Source organism: Psychrobacter sp. CX90 (assembly GCF_057396305.2).
On the sequence record NZ_CM182008.1, the window covers coordinates 686,381 to 708,492 of the forward strand.

Annotated in this window: 17 protein-coding genes; 15 read left to right on the forward strand and 2 right to left on the reverse strand. The window is 37.4% G+C overall.

Going from position 1 to position 22,112, the window contains the following annotated elements:
* Positions 1-200: 200 nt before the first annotated feature.
* Entirely contained in the window at positions 201-524 is a 324-nt protein-coding gene (locus AC2SLN_RS02780) for a glutaredoxin family protein (RefSeq protein ID WP_486548691.1), read from the reverse strand.
* Between the two features lie 366 nt (positions 525-890).
* On the opposite strand from AC2SLN_RS02780, the gene mtgA reads away from it, so the two are divergent.
* The 4 genes from mtgA (at position 891) to AC2SLN_RS02800 (ending at position 5,392) form a co-directional block, all read left to right on the forward strand.
* A complete protein-coding gene (mtgA, locus tag AC2SLN_RS02785; RefSeq protein ID WP_486548690.1) occupies positions 891-1,568 on the forward strand; it encodes a monofunctional biosynthetic peptidoglycan transglycosylase in 678 nt (225 codons plus the stop codon).
* A 534-nt stretch (positions 1,569-2,102) separates the two neighbouring features.
* Positions 2,103-4,217: a polyphosphate kinase 1 gene (gene ppk1 / locus AC2SLN_RS02790; protein ID WP_486548781.1), complete on the forward strand. Its 2,115-nt coding sequence runs from the start codon at positions 2,103-2,105 to the stop codon at positions 4,215-4,217.
* Between the two features lie 412 nt (positions 4,218-4,629).
* Positions 4,630-4,854 carry a hypothetical protein gene (locus AC2SLN_RS02795; protein WP_486548689.1) on the forward strand — a complete coding sequence of 75 codons (225 nt, stop codon included), beginning with the start codon at positions 4,630-4,632 and terminating at the stop codon, positions 4,852-4,854.
* 181 nt (positions 4,855-5,035) lie between these two features.
* Positions 5,036-5,392, forward strand: coding sequence for a hypothetical protein (locus AC2SLN_RS02800; RefSeq protein ID WP_486548688.1), 357 nt, complete (start codon positions 5,036-5,038; stop codon positions 5,390-5,392).
* Positions 5,393-5,544: 152 nt separating this feature from the next.
* Here the strand turns inward: AC2SLN_RS02800 and AC2SLN_RS02805 are convergent, their stop codons facing one another.
* The gene (locus tag AC2SLN_RS02805) at positions 5,545-6,300 is read right to left on the reverse strand and encodes a MiaE family protein (protein WP_486548780.1); all 756 of its coding nucleotides are present in this window, start codon (positions 6,298-6,300) and stop codon (positions 5,545-5,547) included.
* A gap of 588 nt (positions 6,301-6,888) precedes the next feature.
* Between AC2SLN_RS02805 and AC2SLN_RS02810 the strand changes: the two genes are divergently transcribed.
* From AC2SLN_RS02810 to AC2SLN_RS02860, 11 genes are all read left to right on the forward strand, one after another.
* The gene (locus tag AC2SLN_RS02810; RefSeq protein WP_486548687.1) at positions 6,889-9,075 is read left to right on the forward strand and encodes a malate synthase G; all 2,187 of its coding nucleotides are present in this window, start codon (positions 6,889-6,891) and stop codon (positions 9,073-9,075) included.
* A gap of 431 nt (positions 9,076-9,506) precedes the next feature.
* The gene (locus tag AC2SLN_RS02815; protein ID WP_486548686.1) at positions 9,507-10,481 is read left to right on the forward strand and encodes a porin; all 975 of its coding nucleotides are present in this window, start codon (positions 9,507-9,509) and stop codon (positions 10,479-10,481) included.
* Positions 10,482-10,925: 444 nt separating this feature from the next.
* Entirely contained in the window at positions 10,926-11,939 is a 1,014-nt protein-coding gene (locus AC2SLN_RS02820) for a porin (protein WP_486548685.1), read from the forward strand.
* Positions 11,940-12,116: 177 nt separating this feature from the next.
* Entirely contained in the window at positions 12,117-13,748 is a 1,632-nt protein-coding gene (pyrG, locus tag AC2SLN_RS02825; RefSeq protein WP_486548684.1) for a CTP synthase, read from the forward strand.
* Positions 13,749-14,041: 293 nt separating this feature from the next.
* Positions 14,042-14,902, forward strand: coding sequence for a 3-deoxy-8-phosphooctulonate synthase (gene kdsA, locus AC2SLN_RS02830; protein ID WP_486548683.1), 861 nt, complete (start codon positions 14,042-14,044; stop codon positions 14,900-14,902).
* A gap of 125 nt (positions 14,903-15,027) precedes the next feature.
* Entirely contained in the window at positions 15,028-15,279 is a 252-nt protein-coding gene (locus AC2SLN_RS02835) for a heavy-metal-associated domain-containing protein (protein ID WP_486548682.1), read from the forward strand.
* A gap of 129 nt (positions 15,280-15,408) precedes the next feature.
* Positions 15,409-15,633, forward strand: a complete 225-nt coding sequence (locus tag AC2SLN_RS02840) for a heavy-metal-associated domain-containing protein (protein WP_486548681.1) — start codon at positions 15,409-15,411, stop codon at positions 15,631-15,633.
* Between the two features lie 345 nt (positions 15,634-15,978).
* The gene (locus AC2SLN_RS02845) at positions 15,979-18,288 is read left to right on the forward strand and encodes a heavy metal translocating P-type ATPase (RefSeq protein ID WP_486548680.1); all 2,310 of its coding nucleotides are present in this window, start codon (positions 15,979-15,981) and stop codon (positions 18,286-18,288) included.
* A 285-nt stretch (positions 18,289-18,573) separates the two neighbouring features.
* Complete coding sequence (gene eno / locus AC2SLN_RS02850) at positions 18,574-19,890, forward strand: phosphopyruvate hydratase (protein ID WP_486548679.1); 1,317 nt, start codon at positions 18,574-18,576, stop codon at positions 19,888-19,890.
* Between the two features lie 358 nt (positions 19,891-20,248).
* Positions 20,249-20,602, forward strand: coding sequence for an FtsB family cell division protein (locus tag AC2SLN_RS02855; protein ID WP_486548678.1), 354 nt, complete (start codon positions 20,249-20,251; stop codon positions 20,600-20,602).
* Positions 20,603-20,905: 303 nt separating this feature from the next.
* A complete protein-coding gene (locus AC2SLN_RS02860) occupies positions 20,906-22,021 on the forward strand; it encodes an ISAs1 family transposase (RefSeq protein WP_486548677.1) in 1,116 nt (371 codons plus the stop codon).
* The last annotated feature ends 91 nt before the right edge of the window (positions 22,022-22,112 follow it).

Sequence of the window (22,112 nt, forward strand, 5' to 3'; positions counted from 1 at the left end):
ACTAATAAATTGCTAAAATTTTTAGCAACTTATTAGTAAAAGAACCTAGCGACATGAGTCGAGTATTAGAAATAAAAAGGTTAAGTAGAAACTGGGAGTTTAGGACAACTTGATCTAAAAAATTTGGATAGATTCTTTAAATTACATAGCGTCATGAAACAAGTTTATTTCATAAATATAGTGTAAGTAAATATTTAATTTCATTTTTTTGTAATGTAGCTAATGTAATGACTTAAGTCAGCCACTGAAAATGGATAACCAACAATACAATTTGGGAGGAGTAATACTGGAATAATGTCGGTAAACTCGCTCATTAAATCTTCATGCAAATCAGTAATATCCACTTTAATAAATTGAATAGGATATACGGTAGAAAATTGGTTCAACGTCTCTTCTGCAGTATCACATAAGTGGCAGCCTAAAGTGCCGAGTAATACCCATGTGTTTTTATCAAAATGGGGTAAATTAAGTTGCTGTGCAACGAGCTGTCGTGTTTTTTCTAAATTGTTAACTATACTTTTCAAAATATTCATCCTTTAATTCACACGGTGTTAAGAGTATAAATAGTCTCAACTTTTGAGTTTTGTAGGTTTAACATTAGAATTTTTAGGTGCGAAATTTGCTCGTCTTGAAGCTCTATAGTGTCTTTGACTTAATAACTGATGTCGTAAAACTCTTGGTCAAAACTCAATAAGTATTACTATTTAACATAATATGCTTTAAGTTATGTAGCTTGTACTAGTTCACCAAATTATTATAGGCTAAGCGAATAAGTGATGGTTGGTCTTCATTATTTTTCGCTTGCATTAAATATCTAGATCGTACTACCAGTTATTGCTGTGTTAGTTTATCATTGATTAATTTTTAACCGCTAGCTGAGTCAAAAATTTATGACGGTCATATTTACTTTTTTCAGACGTATATTTTGGGCACTACTATTATTGATACTGGCTTTTTATTTATTAGTAGGTAGCCTTCTTGTTGTGTGGAAAACGCAGCCTATTAACAATAGCATGTTTATGATTTCTCATCGTTTAAGTGGCGGCAATGTATCGCAAACATGGGTTGATTATGAAGGCATTGCAAAATCTGCCAAGCAGGCAGCAGTCGCCAGTGAAGATGCTAAGTTTCTCAATCATGATGGCTTTGATATAGAAGGCATAGAGGCCGCAATGACAAAGAATGAACGTTCAGGTAAGTTATCGGCTGGTGGCTCTACCATTAGTCAACAACTTGCCAAAAACCTTTTTTTAACATCGCACCGTTCTTATGTGCGCAAAGGGGTTGAGGCGAGTATTACTTTATTGATAGAGATGATGTGGGATAAGCGGCGTATTTTAGAAGCTTATCTTAATGTTGCAGAGTTTGGCGAGGGTATATATGGTATAGAAGCCGCCGCAGAACATTACTTTAATAAGCCAGCTAGTAAGTTGAATCGCAATGAGTCTGCTTTACTGATTAGTATGTTGACTAATCCAAAATACTATCAACAACATATGAATGCTAAGCGATTACGAAACAAGCAGCGTATCATAATGCGGCGTATGAGTGCAGCAAGTATTCCATAACACCTTTAATGAATATAAGCAGGCTACGGTAAAGATAGAGTTTAGGATGGGAAGGGGCCTCTTAACAGTTTAGCATCAACGAGCGAGTTGGCTCTAAATTTAGATATTAGAGTGTGAAGGTTGTGACTTTTATAAGAGTACTGTTTGTATTGCCATTTTATTGGATTTTGATGAGCGTTATTAAATCGTCATATGTCGATGTTAAACTGAAACTATGTCAATAATGACCATGCGTCTTAATATATTTTATATTAGCTGAGTAGATATCATCAAAAAGTAGATACTATAAAAGTTGCTATGAAATTTTTTATATATTTTGGCTTAATTCATTTAATGACGCTGTAATTCTCATATATGAAAGTCATCATACCGCCCTTAATTAGCGTTATAGAAAGCCTTACAGCCTAGATTTTTAAATAAAAAACCGTAAATAAATTTTATAAGAATACTGAGGAAGTTATGACAAATACATCATCATCTAAGTCTGCATCGAATTCTAATAAATTGTTACCTATCAAAGCCGAAGAGCAAGCAATGACTAATCTAACCACAATAGATTGGCAGAAATTTGAAGATGGATCGTACTCGCCAAACAGTTATATTAATCGTGAATTATCTTGGTTAGAGTTCCATAAACGGGTCTTATCTCAAGCTATGAATCCGCGCCATCCTTTACTTGAACGTCTATTTTTTTTAATCATTTTTTCATCGAATATGGATGAGTTTTTTGAAATTCGCGTTGCGGGCTTATTGCAAAATTTAAATCACGATAATATAGGTTTAGGGTCAGATGGCATGCGCCCTAGCGAGGTGCTACGAGAGATTGCTGAACAAGCCCATACCGCCATTGAAGAGCAGTACCGTATTTTAAATGAAGATATTCTACCTGCACTGGCTCAAGAAGATATTCGTTATTTGAAGCGAGACGAATTAAATGCCAAACAATCTGCGTGGATGAAAGAGTATTTTCTTGAACAAGTGATGCCCGTACTTACCCCTATTAGTATTGATCCCGCCCATCCGTTTCCACGTTTAGTGAATAAAAGCTTAAATTTTATTGTTAGTCTTGAGGGTAAAGATGGCTTTGGTCGAGATATTAATTTAGCTGTTGTTCCCGCACCCCGCAGCTTGCCGCGTGTTATTCGGCTGCCTGATGAGCTAACTGGTGGCAAAGAGCATCACATCATGCTTTCGGCTGTGATTCATGAACATGTAGGTAAATTATTCCCAGGATTATCAGTAACAGGTTGTCATCAATTCCGCTTAACACGCAATGCCGACCTTGAGTTGTCTGATGATGTAGAAGATATTGCTAAAGCACTTGAAGGGGAGCTGGACAATCGCCGGTTTGGTGAAGAGGTGCGTCTAGAGGTGACTACTAATTGCCCTAAACATATTAGTGACTATTTACTTGCAGAATTCGACTTACATGATAATCAGCTGTATAGAGTCAATGGTCCAGTTAATTTAACCCGCTTATTATTTGATTTTGATGTACCAGGACTTCGCTACCAGCCCTTCTCACATGCTATACCCAAACCATTTAGACGTGAGTCATTTGAAAAAGGCGAGAGCATGTTCTCAGTGGTTCGCAAGACGGATGTTTTGTTACATCATCCTTTTGAATCGTTTAACCCAGTGGTTAATATGGTGCGTGAAGCGGCTAGAGATCCTAAAGTATTGGCAATTAAACAGACGCTCTATCGCTCAGCAAATAATTCTGAATTGGTTAAAGCGTTAACGTATGCCGCCAGAAATGGTAAAGAAGTAACTGCCGTTATTGAGTTGCGTGCTCGATTTGATGAAGCGTCAAATATTGAGGTAGCCAATGTACTGCAAGATGCAGGAGCCGTGGTTGTTTACGGTATCGTCGGTTATAAAACGCATGCGAAACTGTTGCTAATTGTGCGTCGTGAGGATAATAAGATCCGCCGTTATGTGCATCTAGGTACGGGAAATTATCACGAAGGCAATGCTAAAGCTTATACAGACTATGGTCTGTTTACTGCTGAGCCAAACATTACTGAAGATGTGCATAAAATATTCCAAGAGTTAACCGGCATGGGTAAACCCGCTAAAGTTAATAAATTATTGCACTCTCCGTTTACCATGCATGATAAATTCATGGCATTTATTGATGACGAAATTGCTCATGCAAAAGCAGGTAAAAAAGCCCACATTATTGTTAAATGTAATGCCCTAACAGAGAGAAAGTTAATAGATAAACTTTATGATGCATCGCAAGCGGGTGTTAAAATCGAACTGATTATGCGTTCTATGTGTTGTTTGCGTCCACAGGTAAAAGGTCTGTCTGAAAATATCACGGTTCGATCGGTAGTTGATCGCTTCTTAGAACATACTCGTGTTTATTACTTTTATAATGATGGTAATGAGCGTTTGTACTGTGGTAGCGCAGATTGGATGAGCCGTAACTTATTTCATCGTGTGGAAGTTGCATTTCCTGTTGAAGATAAAAAGTTATTTAAAAGAGTATATGAAGATGGTTTATTGAGTTATCTAAAGGATAATGTCCAAGCATGGGAGTTAAATGGTGATGGCTCTTGGAATCAAATAAAGCCTGCCAAAAATGAAACGCCTTTTATTGCTCAAAGTTATTTACTGCATAAAATCAATGGCGTATCTCAGTGAAACTTTCGTTAGGATAAATGTTCCAATTTTAGTTATTAAAAAGCAACTTTTTTACAAAGTTGCTTTTTTTTGAACATAAATTCACACAATGCTACGTCAAACCAATAGTTGAAAACGCAGTTGGAATGTAATCTATCAATAATAAGTACAAAGCTTATAAAGGTAATGCCAATAAAGTTAATTCATTATCCAATATAAGATTGTCTACCTATCTACTCTTTGACGTTTATTGACGATACTAAAGCTGGTTAATTGTTATAGGTTGTCTATAGATGCTCATTGAGAATATTTAATGCTTTGATGATTTAATTAAAAGTGAGATGTCATACCTTAAAAAAGGCCATCATTTGATTTTCCTCAAATAACTGAGGCCGACATGATAGAGTCTGAAATAATAAAGGAGCGAATTAAAATGAACAATGATATAAATAATAAACAAGTTGCCACTAAAAACCAATCAAGCGAATCAGATATAAAGTCAGATATTAAGAAAGCAATTAATGATATTGAACCTAGTAAAATTGAGAAGAATTTAAATAAAGATTTAAATGATAGTGATTCGAAGGTTAAGCCTGAGTCTTTATCTAAAGAAGAGAAAACACAATTTATAGATGAATCACTGCGTACCGATAAGTAATGCCTTATGTAATATAAACTTGTTATTCAACTAATTTGTAAGGGTAATGACTCTTACAAATTTTAACACTCAATCACGTATATATAGCCATAAGCCTATTCAAATAATTCTCTGGATAGGAAAAATTACAAAGACAAAACTTAATAGTTATTTTAGTAGATTAATTCAAAAGGATATTATTATGGATACCAAAGATCCCCACCTTACTAAAACCTTAAAAGATAGCTCTATGAGTCACTCCGATAATTTATTAGATAACGACAGCACGCATTTGAATACTGACTCAAATGTTAAAGGCAATGAAACCGTGGATGCGGATACTATCAATAGTGAACATGTCAATGATGGCGATAATCCAGCACGCCAGCCTGACCGACGAGACCAACAAGGTAATGCCTTCGATGAGGGTGTAAATGAATCTTCATCACAGGTAGAAAGCATCGCAAGTGCGAAAATTAATGATAAAAATAAATACAGTTCAATTAAAAATGCTCAGACCAATGCGCTATCTACTGAAAATACTCAGGTTGATAAATAATTTAATGTATAGACGGTCAAGAATGATACTGTCTTATTTTTAAAAATAGCATCTATCTCATTAGTATCTATCTTAAAGGCGTTACAGCACTGGCTTTAAAATATTCTATCTTTTATAACGTTATAAGGTTCAAATATCTATAAAGATAAGACTTAATTTACTGGTACGCCACTATGAAATCTGAATTCATTATCAGGGCTGGTTATAAGCTCTGCTTCAACTGTCCGAAAAAATTTAATACGTTCATCGACATTTAACGTTTCATTAGAGGTGTTTATACTTCCGTTAGTAGTTTGCTTTAAGTTGTGATAATTTATTAAAGCTTTATGGCCAGTACCTTGATTACCATTATTGGCAGAACTAGTAGGTATATTTCTGGATGCATTATTTACTGTCAGTGATTTAGCCAGTGAGATGTAATCCTCAAAATGACGACTCTCCGATTTCAACAGATATCGATAATATTTTGCTAGGCGTTCGTCCTCAATGACTTCGCTTAACACAGAAAATCTTTCACATGACCGAGCTTCAATAAAGGCACCAATAATCAGAACGTCAATCATCGCAGCGGGCTCATAGGTACGCTTATGCTTTAACATGCCCTTTGCATAGCGACCAGCTGGTAGGTGCTTCCAAGGTTGACCCCGTTCTTCCATAATGCCGATGACCTGTTCATAGTGCAACATTTCTTCTCTTATAAGTTGTGCTAATTTTAATTGTAAATTACGATCGAACTCATATTTAAATACTAAGTTCATAGCAGTACCTGCTGCTTTTTTCTCACAGTTAGCATGGTCTTGGATAAGCGTAGGGATGTTTTCCAGCGCCTTATCTACCCAAGCTGTAGGAGTTTGCACACCCAAAAAATCGTAAATGTGAGAAATGTCTGTTTGAGTTGATTGACTCATCGTATTTATGGGGCTTAGATTATCAGGTGGACTATGCTCAATATTTTTAGGCATATGAGGCTTATTGAATATGTCATCTGGTAATTGAGTAGATTCTAACGGTTGACCGATTGGGGGAGATGGTTTTGACATTTAGAGCCCTGACTAATAGTAAATTGAGGATGAAAAACGAGAATAAATAAAAGCTATAGCCGCAGTTTATTCTAACAAATCTGAACTTACTGTTCTGGACTTATTGCTGGATAGCGAATTTAGGCTTATATCTCTATGAATATTTTATATATACCTATTTTATGTGTTTAGTATTTATATTTACCAATTTAATTTAACCTCTATCAAATCGATCAAAAACAGTAAACATCAATTGAATAAACGACTAACATTTTCTTAAAAAATACCATATTCTTGTATATTTAATTCATTGATAGTACTATTAAAATAACCATTTAGAACTACCATACCTATCTTTGATAAGACTGAAAAGTCATCAGTTTTACCACTATTACTACGGGCATCTCTTGTCAATATAACAGTCATTATTCAATTTGTTTATTAACAAATTTATTCACTAACCAAAGGTCATATAGTATGAATAACAACCGTATTCAAAAAGGCATTCTAGCCATTGATAACCAATTATATAACTTCATCGAAAATGAAGTATTGCCACGTGTTAGTGTGGATTCAGAAACGTACTGGTCAAATTTTGCAGATATCGTTAAGAAATTTACCCCACGTAATAAAGAGTTATTGGCTAAACGTGATGAACTACAGGCTAAAATTGACCAATGGCATTTAGACAATCCTGCTAAAAACGGTGAAATCGATTATCCAAAATATAAGCAGTTTTTAAAAGACATCGGTTATTTATTGCCTGAAGGTGAAGATTTTGAAGTATCTACTGAAAATGTAGATGCTGAAATTGCTACAACGCCAGGTCCACAGTTGGTAGTACCTGTCCGTAATGCACGTTATGCGTTAAATGCGGCTAATGCACGTTGGGGTAGTTTGTATGACGCCCTTTACGGTACAGATATGATTGATACCGCTGATGGTAAAGATAAAGGCAGTAGCTATAATCCTAAACGTGGCGCTGAAGTAGTGGCTTATGCCAAAGGGTTTTTAGACGAGCATTTTGGTTTAGAGAAGGGTAGTTATACCGATGTATCCGGTTTTAGTGTTGAAGATGGTGCCCTTAAGGTGGCACAAGGCGATAGTGCAACCACTTTGAAGAAGAGTTCACAATTTGCAGGATATGTTGGTGAAGCGTCAAATCCAACGGGTATCCTGCTTAAAAATAACAACCTGCATGTTGAAATTCAAATTGATGCCAGTCATCCAGTCGGTCAGGATGATCCGGCCCATATCAAAGATGTGTTAATGGAATCAGCGATTACGGCTATTCAAGACAATGAAGATTCGGTAGCTGCTGTAGACGCAGAAGAAAAAGTAGAAGCCTATCGTAACTGGTTCGGTCTAATGAATGGTGACCTAACCGAGACTTTCTATAAAGGCGACAAAAAATTAACCCGTCAGCTGAACCCGGATCGTGAATATACCAAGCCTGATGGCGGCAAACTTATATTGCCAGGTCGTGCCTTGTTATTGACCCGTAACGTGGGTCATTTGATGCAGAATCCAGCTATATTAGTGGACTTGGGTAATGGTCAAGAGCAAATCTTTGAAGGCATAATGGATGCGCTTATCACACCTTTATTGACCCTTAACGATATCAAGGGTAATAATGAACGTTCAAACTCACGTACGGGTTCCATGTATATCGTGAAGCCTAAGATGCATGGTCCTGAAGAAGTGAAGTTTGCAGATGATTTATTTGCAGCCGTGGAAGATGCACTAAGCTTACCACGAAACACGCTTAAAATCGGTATTATGGATGAAGAGCGTCGTACTACTATTAACCTAAAAGAATCTATTCGTCAGGCTAAAGAGCGCGTTATCTTTATTAATACGGGCTTCTTAGATCGTACAGGGGATGAAATTCATACCAGTATGAATGCGGGGCCATTTGTACGTAAAGGCGATATGAAATCACAACCCTGGCAGCCTGCTTACGAGCAATGGAACGTAGATATTGGTATTGAAACGGGGCTTATTGGTCGTGCTCAAATTGGTAAGGGCATGTGGGCAAAACCTGATGAGATGAAGGAAATGGTAGAAACAAAAGCTAACCATCCGAAGGCGGGTGCTACCACAGCATGGGTACCTTCACCCACTGGCGCAACCTTACATAGTATTCATTATCATCAAGTGAATGTACAAGAGGTGCAAGAAGGTTTTAAAAGCCGCGAACGTGCAAGCCTCGATGATATTCTAACGATTCCGTTAGCGAAAGACACTAACTGGACGGATGAAGAGAAGCGTCAAGAGCTTGAGAACAATGCACAAGGTATCTTAGGTTATGTAGTCCGCTGGGTTGATCAAGGGGTAGGCTGTTCTAAAGTGCCAGATATTAATAACGTAGGCCTAATGGAAGATAGGGCGACACTGCGTATCTCAAGTCAACATATTGCCAACTGGTTGCATCACGGTGTGGTAACTGAAGAGCAAGTTATACAAGCCTTGGAAAAAATGGCTAAAGTGGTTGATGAGCAAAATAAAGGCGATTCAAACTATATTCCAATGGCAGGTAACTTTGACAACTCTATTGCCTTCCAAGCGGCTAAAGATCTAATCTTTAAAGGTCGTCAACAGCCAAGTGGTTATACTGAACCTTTACTTCATGAAGCCCGTTTGAAGTTAAAGTCACAACACTAACAATAAGTTATTCGCTTAACTAGATAATAACTTTCCTATTGTATGATAAATCCTGCTAAATATTTAATTTAGCAGGATTTTTTTTGTATATTGATTATTTGTCAACATATGTTTATTTAAAACTTATAATTATTTGTTGCAAAATATTTCAAATTTGTTATTCTAATTCTAGAGTATGGTTCTAATGACTATGTTTCGTATAGTTTTGGTACTCTATTAATATAATATGTAAGATTAAAGCTATTGATAGGTTTTTGGTTTCAATAGAATAATTCCGAGCATTTGTAGATTATTTCCATACTAACTATTCAACCCATCAATCCGGTTTCTCTAGCAGAAACATTTTAAGTATGTTTCTTAGAAGAAATTAAAATCAGGCTGCTAGTTACCAAATTAGCCACCATTCAAATTGTAAAATGGAGATTTACACAATGAAAAAATTACTTTTAGCATCTACAATTGCTGCTTTATCAGTTTCAGCTGCACACGCTGCTCCAACTGTATACGGTAAAGCATTTATCACTGCAGACTATGAAGATATTGAAAATGACACTTCGAATACTGATAAAAACTCTTTAGGTATTAACTCTAACTACTCTCGTATTGGTTTCAAAGGTTCTGAAGCCATGACTGAAAATACAGACGTAATCTATCAATTAGAGTATCAAACTGATATTGATAATGATGATAACTTTACTTTTAAAAACCGTGATACTTATCTAGGTTTGAAAAATGATAGTTTCGGTCAAGTACGTTTTGGTCATCAACACTCTACATTACAATGGGTTAACAACGTTTTAGTGGGTAAAGGGTATTGGGATAGAGCGCATAAAGTATTAGCAGACAGTAGTCGTATTAAAAACTCGGTTCATTGGATTGCACCAAAATATCAAGGTGTTCAGTTTACCGCTATGTATGGTGCTGACGAAGAGAACGGTAATGACGGTGACGGCTTTGGCGCCTCATTAATGTTTGATCAAGGGAGTGGTTTTACAGCTGGTGTTGCATATGAAAGTGACTTAAATTTAAGCAACTATTATGAAGGTGGTGAGATTATTCGCGGAACCGCTAAAGTAGATTTGGCTAAAATGTCTGGCTTACCTTTAGCAATTGGAGGCTTATATCAGGTAGCTGATTTTGACAACTCCACTGAAGATGAAACTGCATTTGCTATTAGTGCAGAAATGGGTCTGGCTAACATGGGTAAACCAACCTCAGTATATGCGCAATATATTAGTGTTTCTGATAGAAAAGGCTTCAAAGATGTCGATGCAGATCAAGTTCTGATTGGTGCTACATATAAGTACCAGCCAAACATGATTATACATGCTTATGCTGGTAATGAAGATATTGATGGTCTTAATGAAACGACGACAATTGGTGGTGGTTTAGAATATTTATTCTAGTCAAAACTAATAAATTAACCATAAAAAACTCACTCCTTTGGAGTGAGTTTTTTATGGTTATTAGCATGGTTTTAAAGTAGTTTGGCTATTATGCAAAGAGCCAGTAGACCTTTGGTAGTTAATTAATGTTGGTGTAAAGAAATGAATTGAAAAGTATTCTTAGATATTTGTAAGTTGATATTTATATAATAATCGATTAAGATGAGCGGGTTAGAAAAATGATGTTACAAATTAACAGGCTAATAATTAAACATAGGACTTTTATTTATAAAGTTTCTAGCTTTTCACAAGTCTGTAATAATTTATTGTCAAACTAACATCAAATCTGGTATCTAAATGAATTAAGTGTTTCGTAATGAAGTTCTTGATATTTAGATAATTAAAAATGGGCGTTAGCTTGCTAGGGCAGCCCATAACTAAAATTGTAAAGTGGAGATATACCCCATGAAAAAACTACTTTTAGCATCAGCCATTGCTGCTCTATCTGTATCTGCTGCTAACGCTGCACCAACTGTGTATGGTAAAGCGTTTGTAACTGCTGATTATGTTGACGCCGAAGATTATAATGATGATGATAAAAAGGTTGATTCTGATTCAGTTCAGATTAACTCTAACTCATCACGTATTGGTTTCAAAGGCTCTGAGGCAATGACCGCTAATACTGATGTTATTTATCAATTAGAATATGGCATTGACATCGATAATGACAGTGGCAAAGCATTTAAAAATCGTGATACATATCTTGGTTTAAGAAATAACAGTTTTGGTGAGTTACGTGTGGGTCATAACCAATCAACAACTGATTACGTTAATAACGTAATTGTTGCTGATGGTTTTTGGGATAATCTTGGTGATGACGGTAACATGATTGATAGTGGTCGTATCAAAAACTCAGTTATATGGAAAGCGCCTAAAATCAATAATATGCCTTTAGAATTTGCTGCTATGTATGCTGCAGATGAAGGTTTTTATGAGGACAGCGATGACCGCAATAACGGATTTGGTGCCTCTTTAATGTTTGATCAAGGTACAGGCTTCACTGCAGGTGTTGCGTACGACAAAGACGTAAATATCGCGCAAGGTGGTGATCTAATTCGTGGTACAGTATCAGTTGACTTTGATAAGTTAGCCAACACTGGTTTACCATTAACATTGGGTGCTCTATACCAAGAAGCAGATATTGATGATACTGATGAGAAAGAAAAAGGTTTTGTTATCAGTGCCGAAATGGGCCTACAAAACTTTGCTAGACCAGCCTCAATCTATGCTCAATATAACAACACTTCTGACGTACTAGGCGAGAAAGGTCTTGACTCAGAGCAAATCGTTGTTGGCGGTAAATACTACTACAAGAAAAACATGATTGTACATGCGTATGCTGGTCAAAACACTCTTGAGCAAGGCTCAAGCGACCGTGATTTATTAGCAGTTGGTGGTGGTCTAGAATACAAATTCTAAATTAAACACTAGAATTTGATTCCAAAAAACCCACTCTTCGGAGTGGGTTTTTTTTGTGTGAACTAAAGTTTTAAAATTTTGAACAAGCTATAAAACTTTTACTTATTATCACTCAACCCTATAAATTTTGTCCTAAATTTAGTAAAATCTTTATTTACCAATTGCCGACGGATTCTTATGACTAAATTTATATTTGTGACCGGTGGGGTTGTTTCCTCATTAGGTAAAGGCATTACTGCTGCATCCCTTGCAGCTATTTTAGAAGCACGTGGTCTTAAAATAACCATGACAAAAATGGATCCATATATTAATGTTGATCCTGGTACCATGAGTCCTTTCCAGCATGGTGAAGTCTTTGTTACTGAAGATGGGGCAGAAACAGATTTAGATTTAGGCTATTATGAGCGGTTTTTACGCCATTCTAAAATGAGCAAAACTAATAACTTTACCAGTGGTCGTATCTATCAAACAGTTCTCAATAAAGAGCGGCGTGGTGATTATTTAGGGGGTACCGTTCAGGTAATTCCGCATATTACAGATGAAATTAAGCATCGAATCCGTGCCAGTGGTATAGGCTACGATATTGCTATTATTGAAATTGGTGGTACGGTTGGTGATATCGAGTCACTCCCTTTTATGGAAGCGGTTCGTCAGATGCAGGTAGAACTTGGGCGGAATAAAGCCATGCTAATGCATTTAACTCTGGTACCCTATATCTCCAGCGCTGGTGAAACTAAGACAAAACCAACCCAGCATTCTGTTAAAGAATTACGTTCCATTGGCTTGCAGCCAGATGTATTAATTTTGCGATCTGAGCATACTATTAGTCAAGATAACCGTCGTAAAATTGCCTTGTTTACTAACGTAGAAGAGCGTGCGGTCATTATGTGTCAGGATGCTGATACCATCTATCAGATACCACGCGCACTTTATGAACAAGATTTGGATGACATTATTTGTGAACGGTTTGCTATACAAGCGCCAGAGGCTGATCTATCTGACTGGGATGAAGTTGTTGAGTCTTTATTGAATAGCGAAGGCGAAGTGTCCATTGCAATAGTTGGCAAATATGTTGAGTTGCCTGATGCCTATAAATCCATCAATGAGGCATTACTTCATGCCGGTATTGCTCATAAGACGGACGTTAAAATTGATTATGTCGATGCTGAGATGTTAGAGAGTGATGATACTTTGCTTGAGCAACTCAAAAAAGCGGATGGTATTCTTGTTCCTGGTGGGTTTGGCGAACGTGGTAAGCTTGGAAAAATGAAGGCGATTACCTATGCTCGTCTTAACAAAGTACCGTACCTTGGTATTTGTTTGGGTATGCAGTTGGCCGTTATTGAGTTTGCAAAAAATGTTATTGGTTTAGAGGCTGATTCAACGGAATTTAATCGCAAAGTTGCTCATCCAATCGTTGGTTTAATTACTGAATGGTTAGATGAGCGTGGCGAATTGCAAATACGCAGCGATGAGTCAGATTTAGGGGGGACCATGCGCTTAGGGAGTCAAAAAGCCGAATTAGTTGAAGGCTCTAAGCTAAATCACATCTACGGATCAAAAACCATTTCTGAGCGTCATCGTCATCGCTATGAAGTCAATAATCGTTTTATTGATGATTTAGAGTCAGGTGGCATGTTAATATCAGGGTACTCTGCTAAACAACACTTAGTAGAAGCCGTTGAAATTCCAGAGCATCCATGGTTTATTGCGGTTCAGTTCCATCCAGAATTTACCAGTTCGCCTCGTGAGGGGCATCCGCTATTTTCAAGCTTTGTTAAGGCAGCGATTGATAATTCAAAAGCCTGAGTAGCTAAAATAACTTTAATGCATCAATACCTAAATTAAGATGTATTAAGTAGGAGGAGGTTGGGATTATTTCCAATCTCTTTTTTATTTTATGTCTATGCCCATAAAATATAGGGTATATAGTTGAGATTCATTTAAAAGCCTTATTTGCAACTTATTCAACTATCTTATTCTATAAGTTAGGTTTCTGTTTATTAGCTTAGATGTTAAGATCAATATCTAATATATTACTACTGCAAACCTTAAAACATATCGTGTTTTCCCTGTATTTAAACTCATAAAAAGAGTGATTTATGACCGAATTAACTAAAGCACAGTCTCATCTCGAATTAAACGGTATCCAAATTGGTAATGATAAACCATTCGTATTATTTGGTGGAATGAACGTTCTTGAATCAAAAGAGATGGCATTTGATATTGCCGAAAGCTATATCGATATTTGCGATCGTTTAGGTATCGGCTATGTATTTAAAGCCAGTTTTGATAAGGCAAACCGCTCAAGTTTAAAGTCATACCGTGGCCCTGGGCTTGAGAAGGGCGTAGATTGGCTTGGACAAATAAAAGAGAAGTTTAATGTCCCCATTATTACTGACGTACATGAACCTTATCAAGCTGAACCTGTCGCAGAGGTTGCCGATATTATTCAGCTACCTGCTTTCTTAAGTCGTCAAACTGACTTAGTAAATGCAATGGCTAAAACTGGCGCTATCATTAATATAAAAAAAGCACAATTTCTGGCGCCGCATGAGATGCGTCATATTATCAATAAGTGTTTAGAGGCTGGTAACGATAAGCTTATTTTGTGTGAGCGCGGGACATCTTTTGGTTACAATAACCTAATAGTAGATATGCTTGGGTTTGATACCATGAAAAGTATGGATGTCCCTGTATTTTTTGACGTTACTCATAGTTTGCAGCAACCAGGTGCACGTAGTGATAGTGCTGGTGGGCGCCGTGAGCAAATAAGTACTTTGGCTCGAGCAGGTATGGCAACGGGCATCGCTGGACTGTTTTTAGAAGCGCACCCAGATCCTGATAAGGCAAAATGCGATGGACCCTGTGCATTAAGATTATCTCAACTCGAACCATTTCTATCACAGTTAAAACAAATTGATGAATTAGTTAAAGGGTTCAAAGCTCTTGACACACATTAGCTTTGTATCTACATCAAGGGCTTGTCTGCATATTAGAAGCTGTATTAAATAGGGTGTAAATCAGGCATACTGTAACAACTTAATTTAAATGGTTGAGTAATAAACTAAGTCAAGGGGCGGGGAGTATGTCAATTCAAATTGCTAAATTTGGCATAAATAATATAGATGATACTAACGGTCTGGATAGCTTAACAAAGGCTTTAAAAAATATCGATGGTGTGACTTCGATAGAGTTAAATTCAGCAAGTCATTTTGGTGTGGTGCATTATGATGACACAAAAACATCATTTTATGCCATCAAGGCGGCTTTGAATACAGTCGATTATATTACTCAGCCATTTCCTGAAGATGCACCTCAAAACCCAAATAACCTGTAAAGTTTGTTAGGGCTAATATTTCTTTTTTATATTTGATCCAATTGCAATTAAGGCTCAAAATGGTTAAGCAAAGTGCAAACAGAATGACTAACATATTATATAGACAACATATATACCAAGGAGATAAATATGGCTCTTGAAACTCGTATAATTAACATATCTGGTATGACTTGCGGTGGCTGTGTCAAAAGTGTACACAGTGCAGTGACTCCTTTAGAGGGGGTGCAGAGTATCGATGTAAATCTTGATGATAATCTTGCTACGGTAACTTTTGACAAAGATAGAGTTAGTTTAGAAACTATTACGCAAGCAATTGAAGATGCTGGATTTGATGCGAGTGCGCCAAACAACTAAGCAGCTCATTTAACCGATGCATTAAATACGATATTTAGTTAGGTATTCACTTAAGTATTCAGTAATAGAGATATGTTCTGGTAATATGATGGGTTTTGGTTAGTCGTCTCAATAATTCTTATTCTCATCTTTGCCTTAGGGTGTATACTTCAAGGTTGATCTATGAAAACCAGCTCTATGCTGGTTTTCTCGTTAATTGACTTATTTTTTAGCCAGCTTTTTAGTTTAGTTAGTTAAATAGTTGTCGAATGACATCAATTGTCCTATGGAAAACCCCGTCTCCCGTCCCCATAACATTTCTATCACTGCTATTCTTTTCACTTTATCGTAAAAACTGGTAATCCTATGTCCGATCTAGAGTCTACTCATCGTAGTATAAATACTGACGCTAAACCTCCGGTTAAATTGGAGAAAACGCAATTCCAAGTTGAAGGTATGTCTTGTCAAGCCTGCGCAACTCGAATCGAAAAGGTATTGAGCAAAAAGCCGGCAATTGAATCGGCAAGTGTGAGCTTTGCAGGCGAAACATTAAATGTATCTTATGATCCAGTACAAACTAATATAGACCAGATTAGTGAATGGGTAGATAAAACAGGTTTTAAAGTCCTACCTATACTCAATAATGATGTGCCAAAAGCACAGTCGATGACTAGAGATTGGCGTTTAATTCTAATTTGGATATGTTTAATACCTTTTTTGATTGGCATGATAGGTATGCTAGTAGGTCAAGGTATGAACTGGATGCCACCTATTTGGTTACAGTTTGTTTTGGCAACCATAGTGCAGTTTGGTTTGGCTGGACCCTTTTATAGTAGTGCATGGGCTTCTATAAAAGGCGGGCTAGCCAATATGGATGTACTGGTAGTAATCGGTACGTTTACTATTTGGGCCTACTCAACTTTTATCTGGCTGCAAAGTTTAGGTGTAAATTTAGCAGATTCTAGTACATTTGTGCTGAGCATATCGGATATTGTTAATCAACACGGCTTACATACACCAGTATATTTTGAAGCCGGAGTAATGATTATTGCGTTTGTTAAGCTGGGCAAGTTTTTAGAGCATCGCACCAAGAAGCACAGTTTGAACAGCATTAATATGTTGCTTGAATTAACTCCGACCATTGTTGAAAGGGTCGTGACTAATAATGACACATCTGACCCAAGTAACGTTAAACATGAGCAAAATAGGGTTGAGACTGTAGACTTAGCTGAGGTCAAAAAAGGCGATATTTTACGTGCCAAACAAGGGTCACGGATTGCTACTGATGGCGTTGTCATTTCAGGGGAAGGCTGGTGTGATGAAAGTCATTTAACTGGGGAGTCGATTGCCGTTAGCAAAAACCTTGGTAAGGCAGTTTTAGCAGGTGCTATGGTAGAAAATGGAAGCCTTAATTATCGTGTGACTGCAACTGGTAGTGAAACCCAGCTAAGCGATATGGTTAAAGCCTTAAGTGAGGCTCAAGGGAGTAAAGCGGACTTAGCTAGACTGGCCGATAAAGTAGCCGCAGTGTTTGTGCCAGTGGTCGTAACTATTGCTTTAATGACCTTTGGCTTAACGTGGTGGCTAACAGGTGGTATTGATAGAGCCATATTACATGCAGTTTCGGTATTGGTTATTGCTTGTCCTTGCGCACTCGGTTTAGCGACACCAGCCGCCATTATGGCTGGCATGGGGGTGGCCGCTCGTCATGGAGTGTGGTTTAAAGATGCTCAAAGCTTAGAGGTTGCTGGTAGTGTTGATACTGTGGTTTTTGACAAAACTGGAACTTTAACCAAAGGTAAACCACATATCGTGGATAAGATGATGGTTAATAAGTCCATTAAAAGTGATGATGTATTACAACTAGCAGCTAGCGTTGAAGCTCATGTAAGCCACCCCCTAGCTACAGCAATTGTGAATGCATCACAAGCTAAAGGTATTAAACTGCTGCAGGCAAATTATGTTGATGTCGTCGCAGGTATGGGGGTAAAAGCTAATATTGTTGGCTTTGGAGAGGTCAAAGTTGGTACTGCCGAGTTTGTCGGTTTGACTCTACCGAAGCAGTTATCAAAAGTATGGCAAGTTGCTAGCACTATTGCAGTAAGCGTTGATGGGTTACCACTGGGTATGTTTGCGCTTGCAGATGAGTTGAAAGAAGAAAGTCCACAGGTAGTTGAAGCATTGAAAAAAAAGGGCTTAGAAGTCGTACTTCTCAGTGGTGACAAATCTTCTGTTGTGGCTCATGTGGCTGATGAATTAAATCTTTCGACTGCACAGGGTCATTTGAAACCGCGTGATAAAGCGCAGTGGATTGAAGCGTATCAAGCAGTAGGTCATAAAGTTGCTATGGTGGGTGATGGGGTTAATGATGCACCTGCTATGGCAACTGCGTATGCAAGCTTCGCCATGTTAGATGGTACGGAGGTGGCCAAGCATAGCGCCTCTGCTCGATTAATGGGTCATTCAATCATGCAGGTAAATTCGGGGATTGATATTGCCCAAGCTACCGTTCGTAACATTAAACAAAACCTTTTTTTCGCCTTTATTTATAATTGCCTCGGTATTCCTTTAGCAGCATTTGGTTTTTTAAACCCAATGATTGCAGCAGCGGCAATGGCATTAAGTTCAATTTCAGTATTAATGAATGCGTTACGTTTAACGCGATATAAAGTATAATAACTTAGGTTTTAACCCTTAGAGTTCAGTGACAATTGCTTGTTGACCAGCTTAGCAATCCAAGAGTTTGCAATTTTGTGCTATGATTATCCCATTTATTCAATTCAAAAAGGTATGTCAAAAATACTGACATACTTATATCCGTTCCTGAGACTCAGTTTTTATGGTACTTGCTTATTATAATTGCTAATTTCGCACAAAGGTGTGTGATTGATATTAAACAGTCGGCTTAACACTTAAACTGTATTTTACATAATTATTTATATAAAGAGGCTTGTAGACGCTATGTACGCAGAAGAAACCAATAACGCAACTGAAATTAAAGATATTCGTGCCCGAGAGATTCTAGACTCTCGGGGTAACCCAACTATTGAAGCGGATGTTCTTCTGGCTGATGGTTCAATGGGTCGTGCCGCAGCTCCTAGTGGTGCTTCTACGGGTTCTCGTGAGGCTTTAGAATTACGTGATGGCGATAAGTCACGTTATATGGGTAAAGGAGTAAAGAAAGCAGTTGCTAATGTTAATAGTCAAATCAGATCTGCTTTAATTGAAAAAGATGCTACCGATCAACAAGCGATTGATGATGCGTTAATCCAATTAGATGGTACCCAAAACAAAGATAAATTAGGCGCCAATGCCATGTTGGCTGTTTCTTTAGCAACTGCAAAAGCAGCCGCTATGTCACAAGATACCTTATTACATCAATATATTGCTAAGCTTCGCAACCAAACCTCATTGACGATGCCTGTCCCTATGATGAATATCTTAAACGGCGGCGAGCATGCTGACAATACTGTTGATATTCAAGAGTTTATGATTGAGCCTACCGGTTTTAGTAGCTTTTCTGAAGCGCTACGTGCAGGTGTTGAAATTTTCCATAGCTTAAAATCAGTATTAAAGTCGCAAGGCTTTAATACCGCCGTTGGTGATGAAGGTGGTTTTGCACCCAACCTGCGCAGTAATGAAGAAGCCATTACCGTTATTTTGCAAGCTATTGAGCAGACTGGCTATCAAGCTGGTAAAGATATCCATTTAGCCTTAGACTGCGCGGCTAGTGAGTTCTACAAAAATGGTCAATACATTTTAGCTGGTGAAGGTAACAAGTCGTTTGATAGCCAAGGCTTCTCTGACTATCTGGTTAAACTAACCGAACAGTATCCAATTATCTCAATTGAAGATGGCTTAGATGAGTCAGACTGGGATGGATGGGCGTATCTAACCGGTAAAATAGGCGATAAAGTTCAGCTAGTAGGTGATGATTTATTTGTGACTAACCCTGCTATTCTGCAAGAAGGTATCGATAAGAAAATTGCAAATGCAATTTTGATTAAGTTTAATCAGATTGGCACTTTATCTGAAACGTTAGATGCCATTTATCTTGCTAAGAAAAACGGCTATGCGACAGTTATCTCACACCGCTCTGGTGAGACAGAAGATAGCACCATTGCTGATTTAGCGGTTGGTACAGCTGCAGGTCAAATTAAGACGGGTTCACTTTGTCGTTCTGACCGTGTGGCTAAATATAATCAGTTGCTTCGTATCGAACAGCAGGTTCGTGCGAGCTATCGTGGTAGTGAAGAGTTTATCGGTTTACGCGGTTAATTCATTACTATTAGTATAAATGATGTTGAAGCTTGTACGCGATAACTTCATAGCTCAATTAAGGGCAATGTATGAGTTATTTAATTTCAGTATCACTGAATTAATACCATACCCAACATTAAATTAGCCACAAAAACGGGTAGAAATACTACAAATATTAGGTGCGGCAAGTTTAATTTTGGGTAAAGGTATATATAACATCACTTAGTGCTCTAGTATAGTCAGCGAAATACTAAACGGTTACGGCGTTAACCTCGTTAAGCCTACTCCAGTAGTACTTGCACTCGGTTGCCTTGTAACCATTTTAGACTTCTTTAACTATATCATTAGAGTGAAGCGAACCTTAACAAGTAATCTTATGAAATATTTTAGTCAGTTCATGTTGTTTTTGATTGCCGTTTCAGTTTTACTGGGCCTACAATATCAGTATTGGCTTGGTAATAATGGGCGCTCTAGCCTTGAGAGATTAGATGCTGAAATACAGGCTCAACGTCAAAAAAATGAGCAACAAGTAGACTATAATAAAATTTTACGTGCAGATGTACATGATTTAAAAACTGGACTAGAAGCAGTTGAAGAGCATGCTCGTTTAGACTTAGGTTTGATAAAACCTAATGAGACCTTTGTACAGCTTTCCACTGCGCCTGTTACGCACACTTCGCTGAATAGCACACCTATTAATCTTGAAGATGCTGTCGAGAGTGTGCCATAGATAAGTGCGCCATAAATAGTAGACAATATAGATTTTGAAAAATATTTGTTTAACAGCTACTTGGTAGCTTTTATTCCCTTAGGATATGAGATGCTAAACTTTTATTTCATGCTACTTTGCCTCAACCAAGCTTCAAATAGTCAAAGAAATGTAATCTCGATATAAGGTAACCGAGTGAAAATACAATAATTTTAGGCTAAACAAGGTTTACACAGCAGGGCAAACGCACACTTTTTCAAAAAGAAGTGATAAAAAGGAGCAAATCGAATAAAGTTATAGGATACCAGAGACAAGGACTATCCTATGACATTTGAAGCCACTTTTAGCATCATTACTGATCCAAGAAAAGATATTAACCTAAAACACAACCTACTCGACATCTTATTTTTAGTTGTCACAGCCATACTTTCAAATGCAGAAGGCTGGGTAGACATAGAAGAGTTTGGTAAAACCAAAGAAGATTGGTTAAAGAAATATCGACCGTTTGAAAATGGTATACCCTCGCATGACACCATAGCTCGGGTCATATCGATACTAGAGCCTGAAACCTTAAACCAATGCTTTATAAGCTGGGTAAACCAAATAAGACAACATCAAGACTTACAAATAATAGCCATAGACGGTAAAACCCTAAAACATTCCTATCAAAGCAGTACAGACAAACTAAGTGCCCTACACAGTGTCAGTGCTTATGCAACAGAGCAAGGAATCAGTTTAATACAAAAAAAGTCACAGGCTAAAAAAAATGAAGTTAAAGCCGTACTTGATATCATAGATGAGCTACAAATAAAGAAAACAGTTATTACTGCTGACGCTATGAGTTGTTTAGACAAAGTCACGGATAAAATCATTAAAAAAGGGGCTGACTATGTGTTACAACTAAAAGACAATCAAGCCATACTACTAAGAGAAACAAGGGCTTACTTTCATAAAGTAAGACGAGACAACCCAGAGTTAATCGAAAAGGGTCAGTATACTGAAACAACATCCGACCACGGGCGCGTTGAAACCAGACAGTGTACGCAACTGCTTGTGACAGATTGGTTTGACCATACAGATAATTGGAACAAGCTTACCAGTGTGATTGAGATACAGCATACTCGGTATAATAAAACGACTGACAAAGAAACAAGTGAGACAGCTTATTATATCAGTTCATTAAAGGTTGACCCTAAACTGGCTAATACAGCTGTAAGACAACATTGGGGAATAGAAAATAGTTTGCATTATGTATTAGATGTCACCTTTAAAGAAGATGATTCTAGGATACGGTTAAAGAATGCGACTGAGAACATGGCCATACTACGTCGTTTAGCGTTAAATTTAATCAAGATCTCTGATAAAAAAGGCAGCGTTAAGTCTATCCTTAAGCAGTGTGCTTGGAATGATGAGGTGCGTGATTTGATTGTTATGGGTTAAAAGTGTGCGTTTGCCCTGGTTTACACAGTAGCGTAGTGATTTATAAGTTTGCCGACTATAGCTATACTCTTATACTATGACTATATACATG

Excerpts from the sequence above, each read along its gene's own strand:
- mtgA (WP_486548690.1), top strand. The coding sequence starts at position 891 with ATGACGGTCATATTTACTTTTTTCAGACGTATATTTTGGGCACTACTA.
- ppk1 (WP_486548781.1), top strand. The coding sequence starts at position 2,103 with ATGACTAATCTAACCACAATAGATTGGCAGAAATTTGAAGATGGATCG.
- AC2SLN_RS02795 (WP_486548689.1), top strand. The coding sequence starts at position 4,630 with ATGAACAATGATATAAATAATAAACAAGTTGCCACTAAAAACCAATCA.
- AC2SLN_RS02800 (WP_486548688.1), top strand. The coding sequence starts at position 5,036 with ATGGATACCAAAGATCCCCACCTTACTAAAACCTTAAAAGATAGCTCT.
- AC2SLN_RS02805 (WP_486548780.1), bottom strand. The coding sequence starts at position 6,300 with ATGAGTCAATCAACTCAAACAGACATTTCTCACATTTACGATTTTTTG.
- AC2SLN_RS02810 (WP_486548687.1), top strand. The coding sequence starts at position 6,889 with ATGAATAACAACCGTATTCAAAAAGGCATTCTAGCCATTGATAACCAA.
- AC2SLN_RS02815 (WP_486548686.1), top strand. The coding sequence starts at position 9,507 with ATGAAAAAATTACTTTTAGCATCTACAATTGCTGCTTTATCAGTTTCA.
- AC2SLN_RS02820 (WP_486548685.1), top strand. The coding sequence starts at position 10,926 with ATGAAAAAACTACTTTTAGCATCAGCCATTGCTGCTCTATCTGTATCT.
- pyrG (WP_486548684.1), top strand. The coding sequence starts at position 12,117 with ATGACTAAATTTATATTTGTGACCGGTGGGGTTGTTTCCTCATTAGGT.
- kdsA (WP_486548683.1), top strand. The coding sequence starts at position 14,042 with ATGACCGAATTAACTAAAGCACAGTCTCATCTCGAATTAAACGGTATC.
- AC2SLN_RS02835 (WP_486548682.1), top strand. The coding sequence starts at position 15,028 with ATGTCAATTCAAATTGCTAAATTTGGCATAAATAATATAGATGATACT.
- AC2SLN_RS02840 (WP_486548681.1), top strand. The coding sequence starts at position 15,409 with ATGGCTCTTGAAACTCGTATAATTAACATATCTGGTATGACTTGCGGT.
- AC2SLN_RS02845 (WP_486548680.1), top strand. The coding sequence starts at position 15,979 with ATGTCCGATCTAGAGTCTACTCATCGTAGTATAAATACTGACGCTAAA.
- eno (WP_486548679.1), top strand. The coding sequence starts at position 18,574 with ATGTACGCAGAAGAAACCAATAACGCAACTGAAATTAAAGATATTCGT.
- AC2SLN_RS02855 (WP_486548678.1), top strand. The coding sequence starts at position 20,249 with ATGAAATATTTTAGTCAGTTCATGTTGTTTTTGATTGCCGTTTCAGTT.
- AC2SLN_RS02860 (WP_486548677.1), top strand. The coding sequence starts at position 20,906 with ATGACATTTGAAGCCACTTTTAGCATCATTACTGATCCAAGAAAAGAT.